This is a genomic window from Paludifilum halophilum, from assembly GCF_002245355.1.
GTDB lineage: Bacteria > Bacillota > Bacilli > Thermoactinomycetales > DSM-45169 > Paludifilum > Paludifilum halophilum.
In genome coordinates, this window is sequence record NZ_NOWF01000005.1 from 15,133 (window position 1) to 35,459 (window position 20,327).

The 20,327-nt window shown below is 50.9% G+C and carries 25 protein-coding genes and 1 other annotated feature (1 of these 26 running past the window's edge); of the genes, 17 read left to right on the forward strand and 8 right to left on the reverse strand.

Annotation, left to right across the window (positions count from 1 at the left end; genetic code table 11):
- The first annotated feature begins 204 nt into the window (after positions 1 to 204).
- Entirely contained in the window at positions 205 to 783 is a 579-nt protein-coding gene (locus tag CHM34_RS08945; protein ID WP_338048654.1) for a TetR/AcrR family transcriptional regulator, read from the forward strand.
- Between the two features lie 45 nt (positions 784 to 828).
- On the opposite strand, the gene CHM34_RS08950 is transcribed toward CHM34_RS08945, so the two are convergent.
- The 3 genes from CHM34_RS08950 to CHM34_RS08960 form a co-directional block, all read right to left on the reverse strand.
- On the reverse strand, positions 829 to 2,124 hold the full coding sequence (locus tag CHM34_RS08950) for an MDR family MFS transporter (protein ID WP_094264272.1): 1,296 nt from the start codon (positions 2,122 to 2,124) through the stop codon (positions 829 to 831).
- A 168-nt stretch (positions 2,125 to 2,292) separates the two neighbouring features.
- Entirely contained in the window at positions 2,293 to 2,544 is a 252-nt protein-coding gene (locus CHM34_RS08955; RefSeq protein WP_094264273.1) for a hypothetical protein, read from the reverse strand.
- A gap of 90 nt (positions 2,545 to 2,634) precedes the next feature.
- Positions 2,635 to 3,348, reverse strand: a complete 714-nt coding sequence (locus CHM34_RS08960; RefSeq protein WP_094264274.1) for a thermonuclease family protein — start codon at positions 3,346 to 3,348, stop codon at positions 2,635 to 2,637.
- 192 nt (positions 3,349 to 3,540) lie between these two features.
- Between CHM34_RS08960 and CHM34_RS08965 the strand changes: the two genes are divergently transcribed.
- Entirely contained in the window at positions 3,541 to 4,176 is a 636-nt protein-coding gene (locus tag CHM34_RS08965; protein ID WP_206093779.1) for a LysE family translocator, read from the forward strand.
- A gap of 48 nt (positions 4,177 to 4,224) precedes the next feature.
- A complete protein-coding gene (locus tag CHM34_RS08970; protein ID WP_094264275.1) occupies positions 4,225 to 5,385 on the forward strand; it encodes a glycerate kinase in 1,161 nt (386 codons plus the stop codon).
- A 120-nt stretch (positions 5,386 to 5,505) separates the two neighbouring features.
- Here CHM34_RS08970 and CHM34_RS20070 read toward each other — a convergent pair whose 3' ends face one another.
- Positions 5,506 to 5,739, reverse strand: a complete 234-nt coding sequence (locus CHM34_RS20070) for a hypothetical protein (protein WP_338048655.1) — start codon at positions 5,737 to 5,739, stop codon at positions 5,506 to 5,508.
- 135 nt (positions 5,740 to 5,874) lie between these two features.
- Between CHM34_RS20070 and CHM34_RS08975 the strand changes: the two genes are divergently transcribed.
- The 3 genes from CHM34_RS08975 to CHM34_RS08985 all read left to right on the forward strand — a co-directional run bounded on the left by CHM34_RS08975 (position 5,875) and on the right by CHM34_RS08985 (position 7,975).
- A complete protein-coding gene (locus tag CHM34_RS08975; RefSeq protein ID WP_094264276.1) occupies positions 5,875 to 6,252 on the forward strand; it encodes a PH domain-containing protein in 378 nt (125 codons plus the stop codon).
- A 224-nt stretch (positions 6,253 to 6,476) separates the two neighbouring features.
- On the forward strand, positions 6,477 to 6,863 hold the full coding sequence (gene tnpA / locus CHM34_RS20180; protein WP_094264277.1) for an IS200/IS605 family transposase: 387 nt from the start codon (positions 6,477 to 6,479) through the stop codon (positions 6,861 to 6,863).
- 26 nt (positions 6,864 to 6,889) lie between these two features.
- Entirely contained in the window at positions 6,890 to 7,975 is a 1,086-nt protein-coding gene (locus CHM34_RS08985; RefSeq protein WP_094264278.1) for an RNA-guided endonuclease InsQ/TnpB family protein, read from the forward strand.
- A 242-nt stretch (positions 7,976 to 8,217) separates the two neighbouring features.
- On the opposite strand, the gene CHM34_RS08990 is transcribed toward CHM34_RS08985, so the two are convergent.
- Positions 8,218 to 8,763, reverse strand: a complete 546-nt coding sequence (locus tag CHM34_RS08990; protein ID WP_206093780.1) for a hypothetical protein — start codon at positions 8,761 to 8,763, stop codon at positions 8,218 to 8,220.
- A gap of 28 nt (positions 8,764 to 8,791) precedes the next feature.
- The gene (locus CHM34_RS08995; protein WP_094264279.1) at positions 8,792 to 9,220 is read right to left on the reverse strand and encodes a thiol-disulfide oxidoreductase DCC family protein; all 429 of its coding nucleotides are present in this window, start codon (positions 9,218 to 9,220) and stop codon (positions 8,792 to 8,794) included.
- 283 nt (positions 9,221 to 9,503) lie between these two features.
- On the opposite strand from CHM34_RS08995, the gene CHM34_RS09000 reads away from it, so the two are divergent.
- The 5 genes from CHM34_RS09000 (at position 9,504) to CHM34_RS09015 (ending at position 14,128) form a co-directional block, all read left to right on the forward strand.
- The gene (locus CHM34_RS09000; protein ID WP_094264280.1) at positions 9,504 to 10,271 is read left to right on the forward strand and encodes a DeoR/GlpR family DNA-binding transcription regulator; all 768 of its coding nucleotides are present in this window, start codon (positions 9,504 to 9,506) and stop codon (positions 10,269 to 10,271) included.
- Positions 10,268 to 11,059, forward strand: a complete 792-nt coding sequence (locus CHM34_RS09005) for a Cof-type HAD-IIB family hydrolase (protein WP_169713662.1) — start codon at positions 10,268 to 10,270, stop codon at positions 11,057 to 11,059. The genes CHM34_RS09000 and CHM34_RS09005 overlap by 4 nt, the downstream gene beginning before the upstream one ends.
- A gap of 35 nt (positions 11,060 to 11,094) precedes the next feature.
- Positions 11,095 to 11,748: an HAD family hydrolase gene (locus tag CHM34_RS09010; RefSeq protein ID WP_094264281.1), complete on the forward strand. Its 654-nt coding sequence runs from the start codon at positions 11,095 to 11,097 to the stop codon at positions 11,746 to 11,748.
- Between the two features lie 224 nt (positions 11,749 to 11,972).
- Positions 11,973 to 12,149: a hypothetical protein gene (locus tag CHM34_RS19290; RefSeq protein ID WP_169713663.1), complete on the forward strand. Its 177-nt coding sequence runs from the start codon at positions 11,973 to 11,975 to the stop codon at positions 12,147 to 12,149.
- A gap of 206 nt (positions 12,150 to 12,355) precedes the next feature.
- Entirely contained in the window at positions 12,356 to 14,128 is a 1,773-nt protein-coding gene (locus CHM34_RS09015; protein ID WP_094264282.1) for a serine hydrolase domain-containing protein, read from the forward strand.
- A gap of 104 nt (positions 14,129 to 14,232) precedes the next feature.
- On the opposite strand, the gene CHM34_RS19295 is transcribed toward CHM34_RS09015, so the two are convergent.
- Both CHM34_RS19295 and CHM34_RS09020 read right to left on the reverse strand, forming a co-directional pair.
- Positions 14,233 to 14,370, reverse strand: a complete 138-nt coding sequence (locus CHM34_RS19295; RefSeq protein ID WP_169713664.1) for a hypothetical protein — start codon at positions 14,368 to 14,370, stop codon at positions 14,233 to 14,235.
- Complete coding sequence (locus tag CHM34_RS09020) at positions 14,354 to 15,688, reverse strand: tetratricopeptide repeat protein (protein WP_094264283.1); 1,335 nt, start codon at positions 15,686 to 15,688, stop codon at positions 14,354 to 14,356. The genes CHM34_RS19295 and CHM34_RS09020 overlap by 17 nt, the downstream gene beginning before the upstream one ends.
- A gap of 344 nt (positions 15,689 to 16,032) precedes the next feature.
- Between CHM34_RS09020 and CHM34_RS09025 the strand changes: the two genes are divergently transcribed.
- Genes CHM34_RS09025 through rsfS form a run of 6 tightly spaced genes read left to right on the forward strand, consistent with a single transcriptional unit; the run spans position 16,033 to position 20,094 of the window.
- Complete coding sequence (locus CHM34_RS09025) at positions 16,033 to 16,554, forward strand: YqeG family HAD IIIA-type phosphatase (RefSeq protein WP_094264284.1); 522 nt, start codon at positions 16,033 to 16,035, stop codon at positions 16,552 to 16,554.
- A complete protein-coding gene (gene yqeH, locus CHM34_RS09030) occupies positions 16,551 to 17,666 on the forward strand; it encodes a ribosome biogenesis GTPase YqeH (protein WP_240511950.1) in 1,116 nt (371 codons plus the stop codon). The genes CHM34_RS09025 and yqeH overlap by 4 nt, the downstream gene beginning before the upstream one ends.
- 20 nt (positions 17,667 to 17,686) lie before the next feature.
- Positions 17,687 to 18,589 (forward strand): shikimate dehydrogenase, encoded by a 903-nt coding sequence (locus tag CHM34_RS09035; RefSeq protein WP_094264285.1) that lies wholly within the window; start codon positions 17,687 to 17,689, stop codon positions 18,587 to 18,589.
- Positions 18,586 to 19,179, forward strand: a complete 594-nt coding sequence (locus tag CHM34_RS09040) for a nicotinate-nucleotide adenylyltransferase (RefSeq protein WP_094264286.1) — start codon at positions 18,586 to 18,588, stop codon at positions 19,177 to 19,179. The genes CHM34_RS09035 and CHM34_RS09040 overlap by 4 nt, the downstream gene beginning before the upstream one ends.
- On the forward strand, positions 19,166 to 19,756 hold the full coding sequence (yqeK, locus tag CHM34_RS09045; protein ID WP_094264287.1) for a bis(5'-nucleosyl)-tetraphosphatase (symmetrical) YqeK: 591 nt from the start codon (positions 19,166 to 19,168) through the stop codon (positions 19,754 to 19,756). Before CHM34_RS09040 ends, yqeK begins: the two co-directional genes overlap by 14 nt.
- The gene (rsfS, locus tag CHM34_RS09050; RefSeq protein ID WP_094264288.1) at positions 19,753 to 20,094 is read left to right on the forward strand and encodes a ribosome silencing factor; all 342 of its coding nucleotides are present in this window, start codon (positions 19,753 to 19,755) and stop codon (positions 20,092 to 20,094) included. The genes yqeK and rsfS overlap by 4 nt, the downstream gene beginning before the upstream one ends.
- 92 nt (positions 20,095 to 20,186) lie before the next feature.
- Positions 20,187 to 20,327, forward strand: a binding site (T-box leader) (it continues 91 nt past the right edge of the window).

Below are 20,327 nucleotides of genomic sequence, written 5' to 3' on the forward strand. Positions count from 1 at the left end.
CCAAGCTGGGATGGATCAGACAGGCCCTCATTGATGTTCCGGGAGACATCGTTTCATAAACGATGTCTCCATTTTTTAGTTAGAGCGATCCATCCAACGATGGTTGATCCGGGTCTTCTTTATCCTCTTCCGATGAACCGGAATCGTAGTAGAATGAGTTTATCGTTTCGTGTATGGGTTTCTAGAAGAAAGGGGTAACATGGAGTGGATATAAAAAAGAGAATTGTGGAGCAGAGTATTCTATTATTCGAAAGGAAGGGGTTCAGCGAAACATCGATTCAGGATGTAGTGGAGGCATTGGGGGTAACCAAAGGGACTTTTTACTATTACTTCAGCTCCAAAGAGCAGTTGTTAAGGGATATCCATTTGATGTATATCGATGATCTTTTAACCCTCCAAGAACAGATTATCGAAAATCCGGAAACCAGTTATCGGACCAAATTATCGGAAACCGTCAAACTGCTGGTGACGCAAATTAAAGTAACCGGACGCCCTGCGAGGGTTTTCCATCGAGAGATGATGCATTTGAAGCCGGAGAGCGCCTCTACCGTAAAACAAAAGAGAAGACTGTTTCGGTTTAATATACAAAAGATCATTGAGTCGGGAGTGGAGACCGGGGAATTTCGAAAGGACTTACAAGCGGATCTCGTCGCGTTTGCCATCCTCGGGATGTGTAATTGGAGTTACAATTGGTTTCATCCAAACGGTTCAGTTACCGATGAAGAACTGGCGGAAGCGTATATGGAGACTCTATTAAACGGGATGGTCAACCGGGACGGATAGAAAGAGAGGGAGCGGGAAAACGGGCTCCGCTCCCTGAATCTGATCTTACACCCCGGAAACTCCGGAAGATGCTGTAGTGGGTTGCCGATCCAGTTTCCAAAAAAGAATAACGTAAACTGCGGCACTGAATAATGCAAGGCCCGCCAGTACCACAAAGGTCCAACCATGTCCGATCCATGCTGTCATGGGAATGGCGAAAGGGGCAATGGCTTTGCCGATGGAAAAACGCAGGCTGGAGGCGGCAAAATATTGCCCCCGCATCGATTCCGGTGCTAGTTTGGCTACAAACCCTTCCTGAAGTCCGACGATGGACAGCTCCGCCGCCGTCAGCACCGCCATTCCGATGATAGCCACCCATGCGTTGGTGGAAAGACCGATCACGAGCATGGAAATAGCATACAGCAACGAAGAGGTGATGAACACACGCCCTTCTCGGAACCGCTCCACATATCGCGTGGCCCAGACGGTGAACAGGACGACCAGCAACCCGTTTTCCGCCAATAACCAGCCGAAAAACTCGGATCCACCGGTTCGAATGGACCATTCTCCGGCCGAGAATAAAGTTTGTACCGGCACCATTTCTGTCACATACACGGCGATGGCCAGGTCCAGCTGCATAAAGGTTTGGGCGGCCAGGATTCCCGCCAGGATGAACAACATGAAATTCCGGTCGGCTATGATCACCCGGTAATCTTTCAATTGGTGCAGCAAGAACCGGTACCACGGCAGTTTTTTCCCTTCCGGGAAACCGGAAAGGTCATTCTTTCGGGGGACGGTTTCCCGGACATAAGACGCGATCACTACCGTTACCACTAGGCTGACCAGGGCGGCGGCAGACAGCAGAGCAAAGCGGTTCTGGAAGAAGAAGATCCCTCCCAAGACCGGTCCGATGACCACCGCGATATTGATCGCTGTGTAAAAGACGGCGAAGACGGTGTTCCGGTGTTTCGGTTCCACCAAATCGGCAATCATGGCATGGCTGGCCGGCCAATACAAGGAACCGAACACACCCAATGTGGCGAAACAGACAAAGGTAAGCGTCGGAGAGTTGTACCAGGGCGAGTTGGCCCAAGCGAAAAAGAGAAAGGAAACAAACTCTCCGACTGCGGCGAAGACCATCATGCGTTTACGCCCGAATCGATCGGCGCACCACCCGCCGACCAGGTTGGCCAACACTCCGACCACCTGGGAGGTGATCAACAGCAAACCGGCTTTTTCTTTTCCGAAGGATTCGGAGAAGTAGATAGCCATAAACGGGAAGAACATCCAGAATAAGATGTTGAATGTACCTTCCCCAAACAAACGGATTTTCAAATTGCGGTCCCAATCTTTCCATCGCATAGGGGCTCCCCTCCCGTTTTCACTCATCAAAAAAGCCATGGACGAGGTTTCCCTCAACCCATGGCTCCGATTCCCGATATCGTTCCTGGAAGTGTTGTGAAAAAACATTTGCCGCTTTTCCCCGCTGCCCTCACTCCTCATTTGGCCGCTAAAGTGAGTCGATCAGAGTTATTCGGCAGGGAAAAAGGCTCTCTCTGAAAAATCACGACGCTTCCAGACAGTTCCGTTTATAGGCGCAGAACGGACGGGACGGGAAAGGAGGTGAAAAGGAAACCATGCCATACACCAGTCGTTGAAAGGGCCGGAAAAAAAGATGTGCATCCTCTTTTGTGCCACTGTAATGGCACCAGGGTTAAACAAACCGACCCGGGACAGATGCCGCTGATCAGAGTGGACGGCGGTTAACTGATCTTTGCGCATGGTCCTTGTCACCTCCTTTGAATTTAACAATGAGATAAATCTATTCTATCCGATTTCTGACTTCGAAGGCAATCGTTTCTTTTGCTCTTTTCAATCTTTTTGATATCCCGCTTCCTGGGCATCTCGCTCGTTCCAGAAAAAGACCCGTTGTTCCAATGGAATCTCCTTATAGTTCGCCGGCTTTACATATTTCTTCGTTTCAAAGTGACCGGCGTATTTATCCGGCTTCCGGTTTCCGATCCGCATCCGGAATTCAAAAGGAAGTTCGTCGATCGGATTCTCCGGATCCCACATGCCTCGTCCTTCCTTTCGGGCATTCTCCAGGGCATTGCGATATCTCTTAAAACGATCGAAATGGGGATAGATAAAGTAAGGAACCGCATGGCCATGGCGAACCATCTTTTCGTTGATGTCTTGTCCATCGATTTCGAGATAGGCCAGCAATCGGCCGTAATCATCCTTTTCTTCCCGCCCCAAAACCACTTGAACGTCCGTTCCTTCCGGAAGAAAATTCATTAAGTATCGTGTGGATGCTTCTCCGTATGCCCCTTGACTTTTTCCTCGATAATTCGTTTCCGGAGCGTCGATGGACAGCATTCGCACTTTAGTCGAGCCGGATACCGGATCTTTCAAATGGACGGTGTCTCCATCCACCACTCGCTCAATCTGTGAAGGATGACGTTTTGATTCATCGGGAGGGTTTTCTTTGGGTGGGTCCGGGGAGGGAGCCGGTGGTTCCGGATCTGTACAACCATTTAACAGCATCAAACCCAAAACCAACAGCATCCGCATGATTTTTTTCACATAAACCCCTCCTTTTAGAATCCCCTTCCCGGGATTATTCGTCAAGGAAAAAGACAAATCCTGGTTGTTCGCATCAGTTGTTGTTCATGATTCATGGAAAAGGGTGGATGATCGCATTCCTTCTCCCCGAATTTTGAAATATGGTTTACAATCATAGAGAGTTGTATTTTTTAAGAAAAGGGGGATTCAGGGGTGGACATTTCCAATCTGGTTTATTTTGCGGCGGTTGCTGTGGCCTTAACCCTGATGCCCGGTCCGGATATCCTTTTCGTGATTGCACAAAGTGTGTCGCAAGGGAGGAAAGCGGGAATCGCGACGGCGATGGGGCTGTGTTCCGGGATTACGGTCCATACGACAGCGGCCGCCGTCGGGATTTCCGCCGTATTGCACCAATCGGCCTTCGCTTTTCAGATGGTCAAATACGCTGGGGCCTGTTATCTTCTGTATTTGGCTTGGAAAGCGTTGAAGGAGGACGACGGGGGGCTATCCGGTCGGGCGATACCCCGACGAAACTTGAAATCCCTGTACAAAAAAGGGATCTTGATGAATGTGTTAAACCCGAAGGTTTCTCTCTTTTTCCTGGCTCTGCTGCCACAGTTTGTTTCCCCCGGAGCCGGCCGTATTCCCCTTCAAATGGTTTTGTTGGGACTGATCTTTATGATTCAGGCCTTCGCCGTTTTTTCGGTGGTATCCATCCTCGCGGGGATTCTCAGTGAAAAAATCCGGGCCTATTCGAACCTCGGTCGTTATGTGAATAAGGTCAAGGCCGGGATCTTTCTCCTTCTGGGTATCCGGTTGGCTTTATCGGAGGGATCAAGCGGAATGTAAACAACGACAGGTTGGTTTTAAAAACATGGGAGAAGGGTGGATCTCATCATGCGTGTTGTGATTGCTCCGGATTCCTTTAAGGGAAGTTTGTCCGCCAAAGAGGTGGGGAGCACGATTTTGAAGGCGCTGACCTCCGAGGTGGAAGGGGTGGACGCGGCTGTCGTGCCGATGGCGGACGGCGGAGAGGGAACCCTGGAAGCTCTCGTTGACGCTACGGAGGGAATGAGGATCGATGTCCGGGTATCGGGTCCGCTTCTTCGGCCGATCCACACCCACTACGGCGTATTGGGAGATGAAGAGACTGCAGTGGTCGAAGTGGCTCAAATCGCCGGTTTGACACAGGTTCCGGAAGCGGAGAAAAATCCTCTCAACACTTCTTCTTACGGTGTGGGTGAAGCGATTCTTCATGCTCTGAACCAAGGGTATCGAAAGTTCATGATCGCTCTCGGGGGCAGTGCTGTTAATGATGGCGGAGTTGGCCTGTTACAGGCCTTGGGGGCTTCTTTTTCCGACCGATCCGGACGCCCGGTTCGGCCGGTGGGGGGATCCCTTGCCGAGATTGTCGAGGTGAGTATGGATACCCTTGATCCGAGATTGTCGGAGTGTGATCTATGGGTTGCCAATGATGTGAGCAATCCACTCTGCGGAGAGCGGGGGTGTTCTGCCGTTTTCGGTCCGCAAAAAGGGGCGACAAAGAGCCAGGTTCGGCAATTGGACAGCGGATTAAGGCATGTAGCCGGGCTGCTGGAAGCATGTATGGGCCGTTCCCTGCAACATGAACCCGGTGCCGGAGCGGCGGGGGGGCTGGGCTTCGCTTTACTTCTCCTAGGTGCCCGAATGGAGAAGGGGGCCCGGATTGTCGCCGATATCGCCGGATTGGAACGGAAAATTTCCGGGGCGGATTGGGTTATTACAGGGGAAGGGCGGACGGATGAGCAAACCGCTTACGGCAAGCTTCCTTACTTTGTGGCCCAAATGGCCCGGCGGCACGGGGCAAAACCTCTTCTCCTCTCCGGAAGCATCGGTGAAGGGGCTGAATCGCTGTACGAAACCTTTGTCAGTCTGCATTCCATCCTCCGGCGTCCCGTGTCTTTGCAAGAGGCGATCGAAAATGCGGAATCCTTGTTATACGAAACTTCCCGGGACATCGCCCGGCTGATCGGGGCGACGGGATCCGAGAATACGGAGAAAAGGGGGAACCATGTGTAAGGGACCCTTGTCAAGTAGACGGTAAAAAGCGCTCAAGGGCTGTTGAAAACTGGTAATGGGTGTAAATAAGGGGGATCGTGTTCCGATCGCGAGGTAGAATACGATCTTCCCGCTTTATGGTTAGCAATATCGAGGCGTATGCTTTCCTGATTTGGAGTATCCGGAAAAGTCGGTATTGCCACTCTTAGACAGATCATGCTGGCTGCCATCCGACATCTGGATATCCGCTTGCAATGATCTGGAACCTTTTGAACTCCAGGCAGTGGTAGACCATGGCCCTGCATTGGAGTGGCAGCGATATCGAGTTTCTGCTGCATTCGGATCACTGATAATTCCATTATCATTAATCAGCAACTTGGAGTTCCCTTGGCGGGTGTAGGATAAAAAGGGATTTTAAAGAATTTCTCTTGTAGCGGTTATATCAAAATGATATGTTGAGGTTGATCAAAAAAGCGTGTGAGAAATGAATGTTCATACGAGGTGATACACATGGGTCTTTTGGATGGATTAATGGGGAATGCGTCGGAAGTGGATGTGAGCAAGGCACAACAAGAGTTTCAACAACTTTTGTCATCCACCGAGTCCATTGAAAAGAGTTACGTTTTGATCCGGGACATGTTTCTTTTCACCAATAAGCGCTTGATCTTGGTGGATAAACAGGGGATGACCGGGAAGAAAGTCGAGTATTTCTCCATTCCCTATCGCGCCATTTCCCGGTTCAGCATTGAAACCGCGGGGCATTTTGATTATGATGCCGAGTTGAAGATTTGGGTGTCCGGCAATCCGACGCCGGTGATTCAAAAGAAATTCAACAAAAAGCTCAACATTTACGAGTTACAGAGCGTACTGGCGGAGTATTGCGCTTGATAAAAGGGAGAAGCTTTCGGGAAAATCCCGGGAGTTTTTTATCTTTTTAGGATATGCGGGCGGGAATCCTCCCCATTTTAATGGGGTAGATGAAAGCGAGCGTCGGACGAGGGGGGTGTTAACCCCCCGCAAGTCCGACAATGTCGGTAGACAATCAGACCATATGTCGAGGGGAAATCGCGTGAAATATAGCCAACTCCCACTATTTTCGCTATACTACATGGATGGGAAAAGAGAACATCAAGCCTGCGAGAACCTGTGTCTATAACGTCAATGATCATATCGTTTGGTCCGTCAAATACCGCAGAAAAGTACTGGATATGGAAATTGAATCCTTTCTGACAGAGCTTTTTCAAGAGATCGCGGAGGAAAAGGGCTTTGAAGTTGTCATGATGGAAGTGGATGAGAAAGATCATGTCCATGTATTTGCTTCCGCTCATCCAAAGGTGGCTCCCTCGTACATAGTCAAGATGTTAAAAGGAATTTCCGCACGAAAATGTTTCTTAAAATTCCCCCATTTAAAACCGAAACTTTGGGGAGGGCATCTTTGGAACAGTCGTTTCTACATCGAAACCATTGGCTCCATTTCTGAAGATAGGATCCGAAAGTAGATCGACCAAAAGAAAGGGGGAGACGGATGCTTCGCACCTACAAATTCCGGTTATATCCAAAGCCAGAGCAACAGGAAAGGATCGACTTCACCTTAGAAAGGTGCCGCTTATTGTACAATCGCCTTCTGGCCGAACGGATTCATACCTACTGGACGGAAGCAAAGACTTTGTCCTACTATGAGCAGAAGAAAACACTCCCCGCTCGAAAAAAGGCCATCCCAGCGTTAAAGGAAGTTCACTCCCAAGTGCTGCAAAATGTAGTCGAACGGCTGGACAAAGCATACCAAGCTTTTTACAGGCGTGTACAGAATGGAGGGAAAACCGGATTTCCCCGGTTTAAAGGGGAGAGCCGTTACCGTAGCTTTACTGATCCGCAAAGCGGATTCTCCGTGGAGGGGAAATATTTGAAGCTGTCCAAAATCGGGGAGGTTCGAATCCGCCTGCACCGCCAGATCGCCGGAACCATCAAGACCTGTTCCATCGTCAAGAAAAACGGGAGGTACTACGCTTGCCTCGCCGTGGAGCAAGCTCTTAAACCTTTACCGAAAACGGGGAAAGAAGTCGGTGTGGATCTGGGAATCAAGCCCTTGGCCGTGACATCCGATGAGCAGTTCTTTGCTTCTCCCCACCACTTGCGAAGATCGGAACGCAGACTCAAACAGCTGCAACGGCTCATATCCAAAAGGAAAAAAGGTTCCCACCGCAGGAAAAAAGCGATCCGTCTCCTTGCCCGAATGCATGAGAAAATCGCCAATCAACGGAAGGATTACACGCATCAGATCAGTCATCAGCTGGTGAAGCGATTCGATTTGATTGCGTTGGAAGATCTGAACGTGCAAGGAATGGTAAAGAATCATCACCTGGCGAAAAGCATCGTCGATGCTGGGTGGAGGCAACTGGTACAATACACGACTTACAAGGCTGAAAGTGCTGGTAAGCGTGTGGTCCAAGTCAACCCCCATCAAACCAGCCAGCGATGCGCCAGCTGTGGTGAAATCGTCAAAAAAACATTGGCCGAACGGGTCCATCGTTGCCCTTTTTGTGGCTATGAACAGGATCGGGATGTCAATGCGGCCATCAACATTCTGCAACTCGCAAGAAAAGCCTCTTAAAACTCAATCAGGCCAGGAACTGGCCTTCGTGGAGAGTGCGGCAGGAGCCGGCTCGATGAAACGAGAAGCTCGCCATTTCAATGGCGAGAGGTTCACAACCTTCTCGCAATTAAACCATTCGGTTGGAACAACGAAGTCGCCAGCCCGACAAGGGCTGGCTTTTTATTGCTTCGAATCCCGGAACCAATAATATATAAACGTGACGAGAAAAATGGCCCCGAAGAGTCCCATCGTGAAAGGAGTCATCGGTTCTTCCCTCCCCTGGTTGTGGATTCAGATCCTGAAACCGTGGTCGGTCCGCCCAGTGTATTCGCCACAGTGGAACGCCTTGGTTTCTTTGTGAAAGACTCTACCGAATGCCGGTCCCAGAAAATGATTTGTAGTTTTTTTCGGTCCATAAAGAGCAGCCAGAGGCACAGAACACTCAAGAAGAGGGTGAAAGGGCCCATCCCTTTCACGTCGTAGCAAAAATTAATCACAGCAATGTTGACGGAAATGGGCAGTAAGCAAACGGCACCCAAGGTCGCGGTTCTCGGAATGATCAACAGGATGGCGGCGACGATTTCCCCCAGAGCGATAAACAGGGTGTAAACCAAGGAATATCCGAAAAAATACCAGACGAGTTCAAAGGGGGTATCTTTGGTGGAATCAAAGACAAAATCCCCGTGGTGAAATTGGCCGGGGTGGATTTTGGCGGCCCCGTATATGAGAAAAATGATTCCCAGATAGACCCTGGTAGTCGTCAGCAAACTTTTTTGGCTGACGCGTTTCAGTTTGGCGGTGTTCACCGGAAAAACCTCCTATCGAAAAAATCGTCTAGCCGTCGGGTAAAAATCGTTTTTGATCCTCCTCCGTCGGGATCATGCAATGATCCCGTTTTCCAAACCAGTCATACCGGTGGCGGGCGATCCAACGATAGATCCAGTCCCGTAACGGTTTCGGAACGAGGATGAACAGGTAGGCCGCTTTCCAAGGTCCTTTTAGTTTTCGACAGATTCGCAGGACCGCCGATGATTCGGTATACAAATGTTCCTGTTCCAGCAGGATGATCGAATCCGTCCTCGACCGGCCGGGAGGGAGAAGGGATTTTGCGGCGCCGGATTGCAAAGAAGCAAATCGAAAGGCTCCATTCGGATCGCGCCGGATCACGAACTGAACCCAGCCGTTGCACAGATTGCAAACCCCGTCAAATAGGATGATCGATGGATTGTCGGAGGATTGGCGCCGATTGGTATGAACGGACATCAGGCATCTCTCCAGTGGTGATCAGGTGAAGGTGAATCGAATCCGCAGACCGCATACGCTTCTAGTCTAGAGACAGATTAACAAGAAAAACTTAAACGAGACTGAACAGAAGCTGAACAGGGGTTGAATTTGTATAATGTGTGAAATGATTCTGTTTTTCTCTATCACTTAGATTTGCAAGGTTATAGCTTATATATACTTATAATAAACGAATAATACTTGAGTAAATGCTTGAAAATACATATACTATAGATGTGATTTTCGGCAGGCGGGGGGATGGCATTTGTATCAGGAAGAGCGGATGTTGGCGATCATGGATCACCTGAAGAAGCATCAGCGTGTCAGTGTACAGGAACTTTGCAATCTTTTTAACATTTCCCGAGATACGGCGCGACGCGATTTGGTCCGCCTGGATCAGGAGGGAGCGATTATCCGCACCCGGGGTGGAGCGATCCTGCCTCAGTTAACGAAGGAAGTGAAGGGATATAAGGAACGGCTGCAAGCTGAATCGATTGAAAAACAAGAGATCGGACGGTTGGCGGCTTCTCTGGTTCAGGACGGGGATTATCTGATCATGGATGCTTCGACGACGGTTCAGTTTGCCGCGGCTTATCTCGAAGCGGAGGAAGTGGTTGTCGTCACCAACTCCATCGATATTGCCGATATACTGACGGAAAAAGAGGGTGTGGATATTCATCTGCTGGGTGGGCACCTCCACAAAAAGCATCGTTATGTGTTCGGCGCTTCGACGATTGAAAAATTGGCGGACTTTAAGGTGGATAAGGTGTTTTTGGGAGCCAGCGGAATTACGGAAGATGGTTTGTTTTATCCCCACGAGGAGGATGGTTATGTCATTCGCCGCACGCTTCGCTGCGCCGATCAAGTGATTGTTCTGGCAGATGCCACCAAGTTTAACCGGAAATTATTCCACCGGGTGTGCGATCTGGAGGAAATCGACCAAATTGTGACGGACCGGCATCCGCCGGAGGAGATCATGCAAGTATTGCGGGAGAAAAATGTCGATGTGATGGGAAGGAGCGGGACCTTTTGATTCAACTGATTGTAAGCGATTTGGATGGAACTTTGTTAAACGGGGGACAAAGGATTGATCCGGAGGATCGGAAAGCCCTGAGACAGGCGGTTCAAAGGGGGACGGAGATCTGCCTGGCTTCAGGCCGAATGCAGGAGGAGTTGAATCAAGTGGCGGAAGCGATCGGCTTATCGGTCCACGGTATCAGTCAAAACGGATCCTTTGTCCAAACCCGGGACGGCCGGTCCCTTCTCCGTAAGACCTTTTCCCTGGAACTGGCTCGGGAAATCTACGACCGGACTGCGGAATACGACGAACTTTTTTCCATGGTTTGTTTTGAACATCGACTGTTGACCCCGGAAAAACGAGGAATCGCTGACCGGATTATGAAGCGGTTGTTTGCGCCGATTGAAGTGTCACCGGAGATTCGCCAACAGTTGGGACGTGAGTTTTTACCGTGTAAGTTCAGTTTTTTCGGCGACTTGGAGCTGATCAGGCGAATGAAACGGGATTTGGAAGAGCGGTATTCCGGAGAGATTGACCTGTTTATTTCCGACAAGGATTGCTTGGATGTGATGCCTGTTGGTGTCTCCAAGGGAAACGGACTTCAGGTGTTGGTCCATCATCTCGGTCTGGGGCCGGATGAGGTTCTGTGTATCGGAGACGCCTTTAATGATGTGTCGATGTTTGAGATGTTCCCGACCTTTAGCTTTGCCATGGACCACAGTCCCGACGGAGTGAAAAAGAAAGCCCGGATGGCCGCCGGATCCGTGGCTGAAGCCGTCCACCGGGTGATGGTGGATTCGTAAAAGGGTGGATCAGAACCCTATAGGAGGTAAGAAACTTGTTACAGGCGATTGTTTTCGATTTTGACGGCTTGATTTTGGATACCGAGACGCATGAATTTCAGACGTTTCAAGATTTGTTCCGGGAGCACGGAGCGGAACTGCCTCTGGAAGAATGGAGCCGGGTGGTTGGAAGTTCTGACAGTGATTTTGACCCCTATGCCTATCTGGAGAGATGTGTGGGCAAACGTCTGGATCGTGAGGCATTGAAGGAAAAATGCAGAAAGAGGCACCTTGCTTCCATTGAAGGCGAGAAGGCTTTGCCCGGAGTCGAAGATGTGTTGAAGCAGGCACAGGCATTGGGGTGGAAAATCGGTCTTGCTTCCAGCTCTGTTCGGGACTGGGTCGAGGGGCATTTGGAATCACTTGGGCTTCGTCATTATTTTGAGTGTATCCGTACCCGGGAAGATGTACAACGGACCAAACCGGATCCCTCACTCTATCTCCAGGCGGCAGAATGCTTGGGGGTGCATCCATCGGAGGCGGTGGCAGTGGAGGATTCCCCGAATGGAGCTCTCGCCGCCAAGCGAGCGGGAATGGCATGTATTGTCGTTCCCAACTCTGTGACGGCCCAATTTTCCTTTGGTTCTGTGGATTTGCGCCTGTCTTCCCTAGAGGAACTGAAACTGGCGGATTGGGCATCGGGTCGTTAAGAGGAGGCTTTTTTCGCCAAACCGGACGAACACCGGAGTCTCTTTCCCCTCTTTCTGGAGGAAAGCGGCTTTGGTGTTTTTTTCATGCTGTTGCCACTTTACAATGAAAACTTTTTGAAAAAATCGAACGAATGAGGATTCATCGATAAAAGAAGCGGGTATATAAAATACCAGAAAGAGATGCAAAGCCTGGATTTTTCAATAGACGAAAGGGGTTGATCCATGTGATCAATCAGTGGATACGGGCTTTGACAGGTAAAGGGCAAGTTAGACAGATCCGGTCTCATGTACAAAGGCCCCTGCAACATAAAGGAATCTATAATTATCAAGAATATATGGCTTTCCGCCTGGCCGAGGCGCGGAAAGTTTGGCGGGAAGAAGAGCAGCTGCAAGGCGCCTAGATGTGTGATACAGGTCAAACCGTGGGGAATCGAAACCCGCGGTTTTTCCGTATGAGTCAGCACGGTTGATGATACCGGTAGCGGGAGAATAGATCTTTTTGTTCAAAGAGGGTTCATCCACACACCTTCCGGAAAAATAGAGGAAGAAAGGTTGGGGGAAATCCCTTTAAGGAAGGCTGGGGATAGAAGATGAGTATAAGGAGTTCATGGTATGGGAGGGGGCGGTCGCTGTGTGCGGGAGGAGTTGGCGGCGCATCGTGTCAGTAGCAGTGGGACTCAGCTTGTTCATTCCCCTGCCGGTACTGGGAGCGGATTCCCATCCATCGGGATCGGCGATTGAACAAAAAGGGGAGAAAAAAGGATCGGGGAGGAATGCGGTGATACAGGAACAACAGGGGAAGCGTTTCCCATGGGATCAACCGGGGCCGGCCAGCCCGGTGCTCCATCCGGGTGATCCCCGTTCCGCCGGAATGGTGGAAGAATCCCTCGATGCGATCGATCCGTTCATCCGGGAAAAGATTCAACAAGAGAGGATGCCCGGTGCTGTGGTCCTTATCGCGCGCAGCGGTTCCATCGTAAAGCACGACGCTTACGGTTATGCCGCTCGGTACAAGGATGACCGAAAGACTCCGCTGGAACAGCCGGTGCCGATGAAAAAGGATACGATTTTCGATCTGGCCTCCATCAGTAAGATCTTTACAACCACGGCGGCGATGAAATTGTACGAGCAGGGGAAATTCAAGCTGGATGACCCCGTCACACAATATATTCCCGCGTTTGCTCAAAACGGGAAGGAAGAGGTCACGATTCGGCAGCTCATGACCCATACTTCCGGGTTTGAGTCTTGGATTCCCCTTTACGAGATGGGAGAAAACCGGGAGGATCGGTTGGGAATCGTCTTTCACCATCCTCTGGAAAACGATCCGGGGACGACCTACACCTACAGTGATCTGAATATGATTACCTTGGGAGCGCTGGTGGAACAACTGTCCGGAAAGCGGTTGGACAAGTTCGTCAAGGAAAACATCACCGATCCGCTGGGCATGGAGGATACGATGTACAATCCGCCGGATTCCCTCAGAGACCGAATCGCGGCGACGGAATACCATCCCTGGACCGGTCGGGGTCTGGTCTGGGGGGAAGTTCACGATGAAAATGCTTGGTCTTTGGATGGGGTGGCGGGACACGCCGGGGTTTTTTCTACGGCCCGTGATCTCGGGATCTTTGCCCACATGATGTTGCAGAAGGGGGAGTACGGAGGCAGCCGCATTTTAAAGGAGTCGACTGTGGACCTTTTGGAGAAGAACCAGAACGAAGCTTTTCCCGGTGACGACCACGGTCTGGGTTGGGAGTTGAACCAAAGCTGGTACATGGATGCTTTGACCGCTCCTCATACGATGGGTCATACGGGTTATACCGGGACTTCCATTGCAGTCAGCCGGGATAATGCCGCCATTGCGATTACCTTGACCAACCGCGTTCACCCTACACGCGAAAGCCCATCTCCCAATCCGGTGCGCCGCCGGGTGGCCCGCCACACCGCCGACGCCATCCCGATACGGATGCTGAAAGGGGAAAAGCCCTGGTTTTCCGGTTACGGAGATGGGCTGGACCGTTCCCTCCTTTCTGGTAAATGGGATCGTCAATCCGATGAGAAGCGGATTCTCACCTTCGAGACCTGGCACCGGATGGAAAGCAGGGGGGACTCCTCTCCTCCGGACTATGGGATTGTGGAAGGGTCCGACGATGGAGAAAGCTGGACCCCCCTCAGCTCCAGCTATACCGGAAGCAGTGAAGGGTGGATCCGGGAACGCGTCACCCTCCCCCGGGGAGTGAAGTTTCTACGTTTCCGCTACCATACGGATTCCTATGCCAACGGCCGGGGCTGGTACGTGAAAAATCCGGTGATTCAGGCGGAAAACGGCGAAGACCTCCCTGTGACATGGTCCGGGGAAGGTTGGCAGAAGCGGGGGAGGTAAGGGAATCGGATGACCGATACCATTGCAATAAACGGGTCGAAACAAAGAACCTGGACGGGATAAACCGCCCAGGTTCTTTGTTATTCGACAGGATTTCCGGGAACTTAACCGTGATCCGGTGTACCGGTCAGGTCCGCTGAAGCGATCAGTTGAGTGGAGATGTCTTGTTGCGATCCTGTCACCGCAGCGAAAGCGGAAGCGAGCAATGCCACCGCAAATACGGAGTTAAACAGGAATCTCATAATTTTCTACCTCCTCCTGATTCAGTTTCTTTTGTACCTTGTACATATTATCCTTACACCTATCGAATTCCTTCTTATCAATTGATTCCCAACATTGCGCCAGACGGAACCACGAAGTATGTTCCATGCTCTTGTATTGGTGTTTAACCGCCAAATCCAACGCTTTTTGATAAAACGGAACCGCTTCTTGGTTTTTCCCTTGTTTTCGATAACAATCTCCGATTACCAGATAGGCAAAATGAAGACGGTGACTGTCGTTCAATTCGTTTCCTTTAAGAATAGCTTGATTTAAAGCTTCCTTTGCCGGTTCCCATTTTTCTTGCAGAAGATAAAGGATGCCCAGTTGTGTATAAGTTGTAATGATCACATTTTTATACTGGGAATTTTCTTTGAGTGAGATGGCTAAATGAAAGCAAGTTTCCGCTTGGTTCCACTTTTTCATATCCAGGTACGTATTTCCCAAGGCGCTCCATAGTTCAAAAGCGCGTCTGAAGTCTTGATTGCTTCGGGCGATCTCCAAGCCTTCCCGGGCGTAACGAATGGCTTCGTTGTACATTTGGGTTTTACGGAGTAAATGAGTTCTCAATTCGTATAAATGGAGCACGACAGAAATTTTGTTGATCTTCGACAAGCTCTTCCAAGCGGTCTGGATCCCATTCAACGCTTCTTCCAGCCGTCCCGCTTCTTCCAGATACGCGAGCTTGTTCGCCGTTAAAATATATTGGATCTGTTTTCGGTCTCCTCCTTCGACAAAAGCGTCAAGTCCGCTATTCGTAAAATCGATCGCCTGTTCCAAGCGGTTTTGAAAATAGCTGCAAACACTTAATTCATTGAAACTGGCGGCTTCGATATTCGTATGTTGTCCATAAGGACTTTGTTTTGACAAGCGGATGGCGTTGAAAAAGGAATGTTCCGCTTTTTTCATGCAGTTCTTTTTATAGTGATATTTTCCCTGCAGGTAATGTTTTATAGCAGCAAAGGGGTGACCGTCATCCAACGCGAGCTCATTCATTCGCTTCATCGCTTCGTCGGTGTGTTCAAAGTCGATTAAAGACTCGATCGCTTCCAATTGAAAGCTGGCTTTTTGCAGTTTGATTTGCTCATTCATCATAAGCTCCGGCAGGCTCCCCATCTCGATATTCAGTTTTTCCATCAGATATCGCGTCTGATCCTGGTTGACAGAGGGGACACCGCTTTCGATATGGCTGATCGTCTCGGAGGAGATCTGATCATCCGCCAAATCTTGCAACCGAAGTCCCCTCTCCTTTCGAACATTCCGAATCACTTCACCGATCTCATTAATCGATTGAACACTCATCGGTATCCACCTTTCAATTATAAAAGGTTGATGATTATATTTTATCCAATTTTTTCTTAAGTGCAAATAGTTTTTCAGAAAAAAGGTAGGATTCTAACTTTATTTTTTTGACTTTTAAACCGCTTGATTTGAGAGCGTAATGAAGTCATTTGTGTTTCTATCTGAATGTGTCGATGGAGAGCGGGATTTAATAGAATCTTTAAAATCAGAAAAGGAATGATATAAAGGATGAGTCCCCTCAAAATCAATGGGAAAGCCTTTTCACCTTTTGCATCGCCATTCCATGATGTGGTATAGTAATGCCGAAAAGAAAGCTGTAAAGAAAGCGTTGATGAGGTGGATTTGTGTTTAAAACGATGGTTCCCGATATGTTTGTCCAATCGATCTATGAAATCGATTTGAACCGATTGCAGTACCAGGGGATCAAGGGAGCGATTGTCGACCTGGATAATACTCTGGTGGAAGCGACCCGTCCCGACGCGACACCGAAGTTGGTCAGTTGGCTGGACCAGTTGCAAGGGATGGGTTTTCGTGTCATGATCGTTTCCAACAACAATCGGACGCGGGTGTCCAAGTTCGCGATGCCGCTCCAAGTTCCCTATATCCACCGGGCGAAAAAACCCCTTTCCCCCGCTTTCAGACGGGCGATGCGGGAGATAGAGACGAAGCCGGAGGAAACCGTGATGATCGGGGACCAGCTGTTTACCGATGTTTTAGGGGGGAACCGCATCGGGCTTCGGACGATTCTGGTGGTGCCCGTATCGGAAGCGGAGGGCTTTTTTACAAGGGTTAACCGGCGATTGGAACGGATGGTCTTTCATTGGATGCGGCAACGGGGATTGTTGGGTTGGGAGGATCAAAAGTGACGGATACGGAATTGGAACGGGAAGCTTGGTGTGAAGGGTGCGGTGTAACACTGCAGACGGTGGATCCGGACAAGCCGGGATATGTTCCGGCTTCTGCACTGGAGCGGGAGAACGTGATCTGCCGTCGGTGCTTCCGCATTCGACACTATAATGAGATTGCAACTGTAGAGCATGATTCCGATGCTTATCTCTCTCTGCTGGCCGAGATCGCCAAGACAAAGGCTTTGGTGGTCCAAGTGGTCGACCTGTTTGATATCGCCGGAAGCTGGATTCCCGGAATTCACCGGCATATCGGAGGAAATCCTCTGTTAATCCTGGCTAATAAGGTGGATTTGTTCCCCCAGTCTGTCAAACGCCAACGGCTAAAGGAATGGGTGGACCGTATGGCCAAAGAGTTGGGGGTGAAACCGGTGGATGTGGTACTGACCAGCGCCGCCAAAGGATTCCGCCTCCGGGAAGTGGCCGACGCCATCGAGAGATATCGGGACGGCGAGGATGTCTTTATCGTCGGAACGGCCAATGTCGGAAAGTCCACATTGATCAATCGCCTGGTTCAGCGATTCGGTGCGGGGGATGACGCTGTTACCACTTCCCCTTATCCCGGCACCACCCTGGATGCGATCAGCATTCCCCTGGAGGGTGGTCAACGGATTGTGGATATGCCGGGGATTATTCGTAAGGACCGGATCAGTGAGTGGATTCCTCCCCGGGAGCTTTCGGCGGCGATTCCGGACAGCGAGGTAAAACCCAAGGTGTATCAACTCAACGAGGGACAGACGTTGTTTTTTGGCGGGCTGGCCCGTTTTGACTTTGTTACCGGCCCGAAGCAGCCTTTTGTTTGCTATGCGGCCAATTCACTCTATATCCATCGTACCAAACGGGAAAAAGCGGATGAGATGTGGGAACGTCACCGGGGAGGACTTTTGTCTCCCCCGTCAGATCCCTCTCTTTTGCCTCCGATGAAGCGGCACACTTTTCATCTCAAGGGAGAGACCAAGCAAGATCTGGTCGTTTCCGGTTTGGGCTGGGTCACCACGGGAAGCCAAAAGAGTATCGTAGATGTTTGGGCACCGGAAGGAGTACAGGTTCACCTTCGCCCGGCCATCATTTAAATAAGGGGGGGAAGCCGAGGATGGAGATCGACAGCGAGACGGAGAAAACGGGTTTAATCGGGCATCCCATCGGACATTCCAAGTCGCCGGAGATGATGAATGAAGCTTTTCGTGCGAAGGGATTGTCCTATCTGTATCTGGCCTGCGACGTTGCTCCGGAATCCCTGGCGGATGCCGTCCAGGGAATGCGGGCATTGGGGTTTCGCGGGTGGAATGTGACGATTCCCCATAAGGTGGCGATTATGGATCTGCTGGATCACGTCGAGGAGAGCGCCCGGGAAATCGGGGCGGTCAATACGGTCGTTCGGGAGGGGGATCGTCTGATTGGAACCAATACGGACGGGGAAGGTTATATACGATCCCTTCTCCGGGAGACCGGGCTGGACCCGACGTCCCAGCGAGTATTGATCCTGGGGGCCGGCGGAGCGGCTCGAGCGGTGGGCTATGCTTTAGCCAGGGCCGGAGTACAGGAAATCATCATCGCCAACCGGACAGAGTCTAAGGCGGAACGGTTGGCCTCTCATCTCAGTCGGTGGGCCCTTTGCCGGTGGGCAAGATGGACGGAACTGGGGGATACGGTCCGAAAGGCGACGCTATTGGTACAAACAACCTCAGTGGGAATGCACCCGGACATAGAAGCCATCCCGATCGATCCGTCCCTTCTCCACGCAGGGATGACCGTGAGTGACCTGGTTTATCATCCCCGGGAAACAAAGCTGTTACAGGAGGCGCGGGCTCGGGGGGCCGCCGTTCACTTTGGAGCGGGAATGCTGCTCTACCAGGCGGCTCTAGCCTTTCAGCGTTGGACCGGTCGGGAGGCGCCCGTGGAACAAATGCGTCGAACCCTTGACCGATCGTTGTCTCCGGATTCTCGTCCGGGGGAAGGATCCCTGCGAAAGAAAGGAATCGAAGGACAGCCATGAAAATCGGGATCTTCGGCGGCAGTTTCGATCCGGTGCACATCGGTCACCTGGTCATGGCCGATCAAGCGCGGGAAGCCCTCGGGTTGGACGAGGTCTGGTTCGTCCCGGCTTCCAGTCCGCCCCATAAATCCGGCGGAACCAAAGCCTCTCCGGAACACCGGGTCGCTATGGTGGAGCGGGCGATCGACGGCTTTTCCCCTTTCCGACTCTCCCGGGCGGAAATCGAACGCCCCGGCCTCTCCTACACGGCGGATACGGTACAAACTTTTACGGAGCGGTATCCGGATGACCGGTTTTACTTGATTGTGGGGGCGGATATGGTTTTGGATCTTCCCCGTTGGCATCGGATTGAGCAGATTGTAAAGTCGGTCCGCGTGGTGGGACTGATGAGACCGGGGGTTTCTTTGGAGGACGAAGGGCTGCCTGATTGGCTTCGGGACCGGTTGATCCTGGTTACCGAGGGGGCAAAAGTGGAATTGTCTTCCACCTATATCCGCAACAAGGCGGCTGCAGGGGAATCGATTCGTTTTTTGGTACCCGAGCCCGTTCGCTTGTATATGAAGGAGCATCGAATTTATGAATCGAGATGATTGGAAACGAGCCGTCAGGGAACAATTGACGCAAACCCGCTGGGAGCACACCCTGCGGGTGGTGGATACGGCTTTGGAGCTGGCGGAGCGGTTCGGGGCCGATCCGCAGAAAGCTGATACAGCCGCTCTGCTGCACGACTACTGCAAGTTCTGGTCCAGGGAGCGGATGAGGGAAGTGATCCTCCGCCGGGGTCTCCCGGAGGATTTATTACAGCATAACCTTGAGCTTTGGCATGCTCCCGTCGGAGCCGAGGTGGTACAGGATGAGTTTGGAATCGGTGATGCGGACATTTTAAACGCTATCCGTTATCATACCTCGGGTCGTCCGCATATGACTTTATTAGAAAAAGTGATCTTTCTTGCGGACTATATCGAACCGGGACGCCGCTTTCCGGGAGTGGAGGATGTTCGGCGACTGGCCCGGGAAAATCTGGATCGGGCGATTCTCCAGTCCTTGGACAACACCCTCCGGTTTTTGATTCAGCGAGGTCAAAAAGTGTATCCTTTGACCCTCGCCGCCCGAAACTATATGCTGGATCAGGTTAACGAACCAAGATCGAAGGAGGAATCTTTTTGAACCTGGTGGAAATCGCACAGTTGGCGGCCGCCGCCGCCGAGGAGAAAAAAGCCCAACGTGTCAACATCCTCGACATTCGGGGGTTGTCCGTTATCGCCGACTATTTTGTCGTCTGTCACGGGAAATCACAGACCCAAGTACAGGCGATTGTAGAGGCGATCAAGGAAAAAATCGATGAGGCGAAGGTGCCGCTTAAAGGGATTGAAGGGCTCCGGGACGCTCGTTGGGTATTGATGGATCTCGGTGATGTGGTCGTCCATGTCTTCCACAAGGATGAGCGGGATTTCTACGACTTGGAGCGTTTGTGGGGCGATGCGGGGCAAGTCGGTGTTCAGTGACAGAGAAAAAAATGAAACATTTTTGTATAAAAAACGTTGACACATGGTCAGGCTGTTTCATATAATGTAAACTAAATTCTTTCGGAAATGAATAAAAGGCTATGATGAGGAGTAGTAATCCATCCATCCTGCTCAGAGAGTTGGCGGATTTGGTGAGAGCCAACCAGGACGGTGCGATGAACTCGCCTCATCGCTTTGAAGGGGAACCTGCGGCAGTACTCTTCAACGGATCA

Coding starts and splice junctions, on each gene's coding strand:
- CHM34_RS19295 (WP_169713664.1), bottom strand. CDS start 14,370: ATGAGATTCCTGTTTAACTCCGTATTTGCGGTGGCATTGCTCGCTTCC.
- CHM34_RS09020 (WP_094264283.1), bottom strand. CDS start 15,688: ATGAGTGTTCAATCGATTAATGAGATCGGTGAAGTGATTCGGAATGTT.
- CHM34_RS09040 (WP_094264286.1), top strand. CDS start 18,586: ATGAAAATCGGGATCTTCGGCGGCAGTTTCGATCCGGTGCACATCGGT.
- CHM34_RS08985 (WP_094264278.1), top strand. CDS start 6,890: ATGCTTCGCACCTACAAATTCCGGTTATATCCAAAGCCAGAGCAACAG.
- CHM34_RS08950 (WP_094264272.1), bottom strand. CDS start 2,124: ATGCGATGGAAAGATTGGGACCGCAATTTGAAAATCCGTTTGTTTGGG.
- CHM34_RS09035 (WP_094264285.1), top strand. CDS start 17,687: ATGGAGATCGACAGCGAGACGGAGAAAACGGGTTTAATCGGGCATCCC.
- CHM34_RS08975 (WP_094264276.1), top strand. CDS start 5,875: ATGGGTCTTTTGGATGGATTAATGGGGAATGCGTCGGAAGTGGATGTG.
- tnpA (WP_094264277.1), top strand. CDS start 6,477: ATGGGAAAAGAGAACATCAAGCCTGCGAGAACCTGTGTCTATAACGTC.
- CHM34_RS08955 (WP_094264273.1), bottom strand. CDS start 2,544: ATGCGCAAAGATCAGTTAACCGCCGTCCACTCTGATCAGCGGCATCTG.
- CHM34_RS08995 (WP_094264279.1), bottom strand. CDS start 9,220: ATGTCCGTTCATACCAATCGGCGCCAATCCTCCGACAATCCATCGATC.
- CHM34_RS08970 (WP_094264275.1), top strand. CDS start 4,225: ATGCGTGTTGTGATTGCTCCGGATTCCTTTAAGGGAAGTTTGTCCGCC.
- yqeK (WP_094264287.1), top strand. CDS start 19,166: ATGAATCGAGATGATTGGAAACGAGCCGTCAGGGAACAATTGACGCAA.
- CHM34_RS09015 (WP_094264282.1), top strand. CDS start 12,356: ATGGTATGGGAGGGGGCGGTCGCTGTGTGCGGGAGGAGTTGGCGGCGC.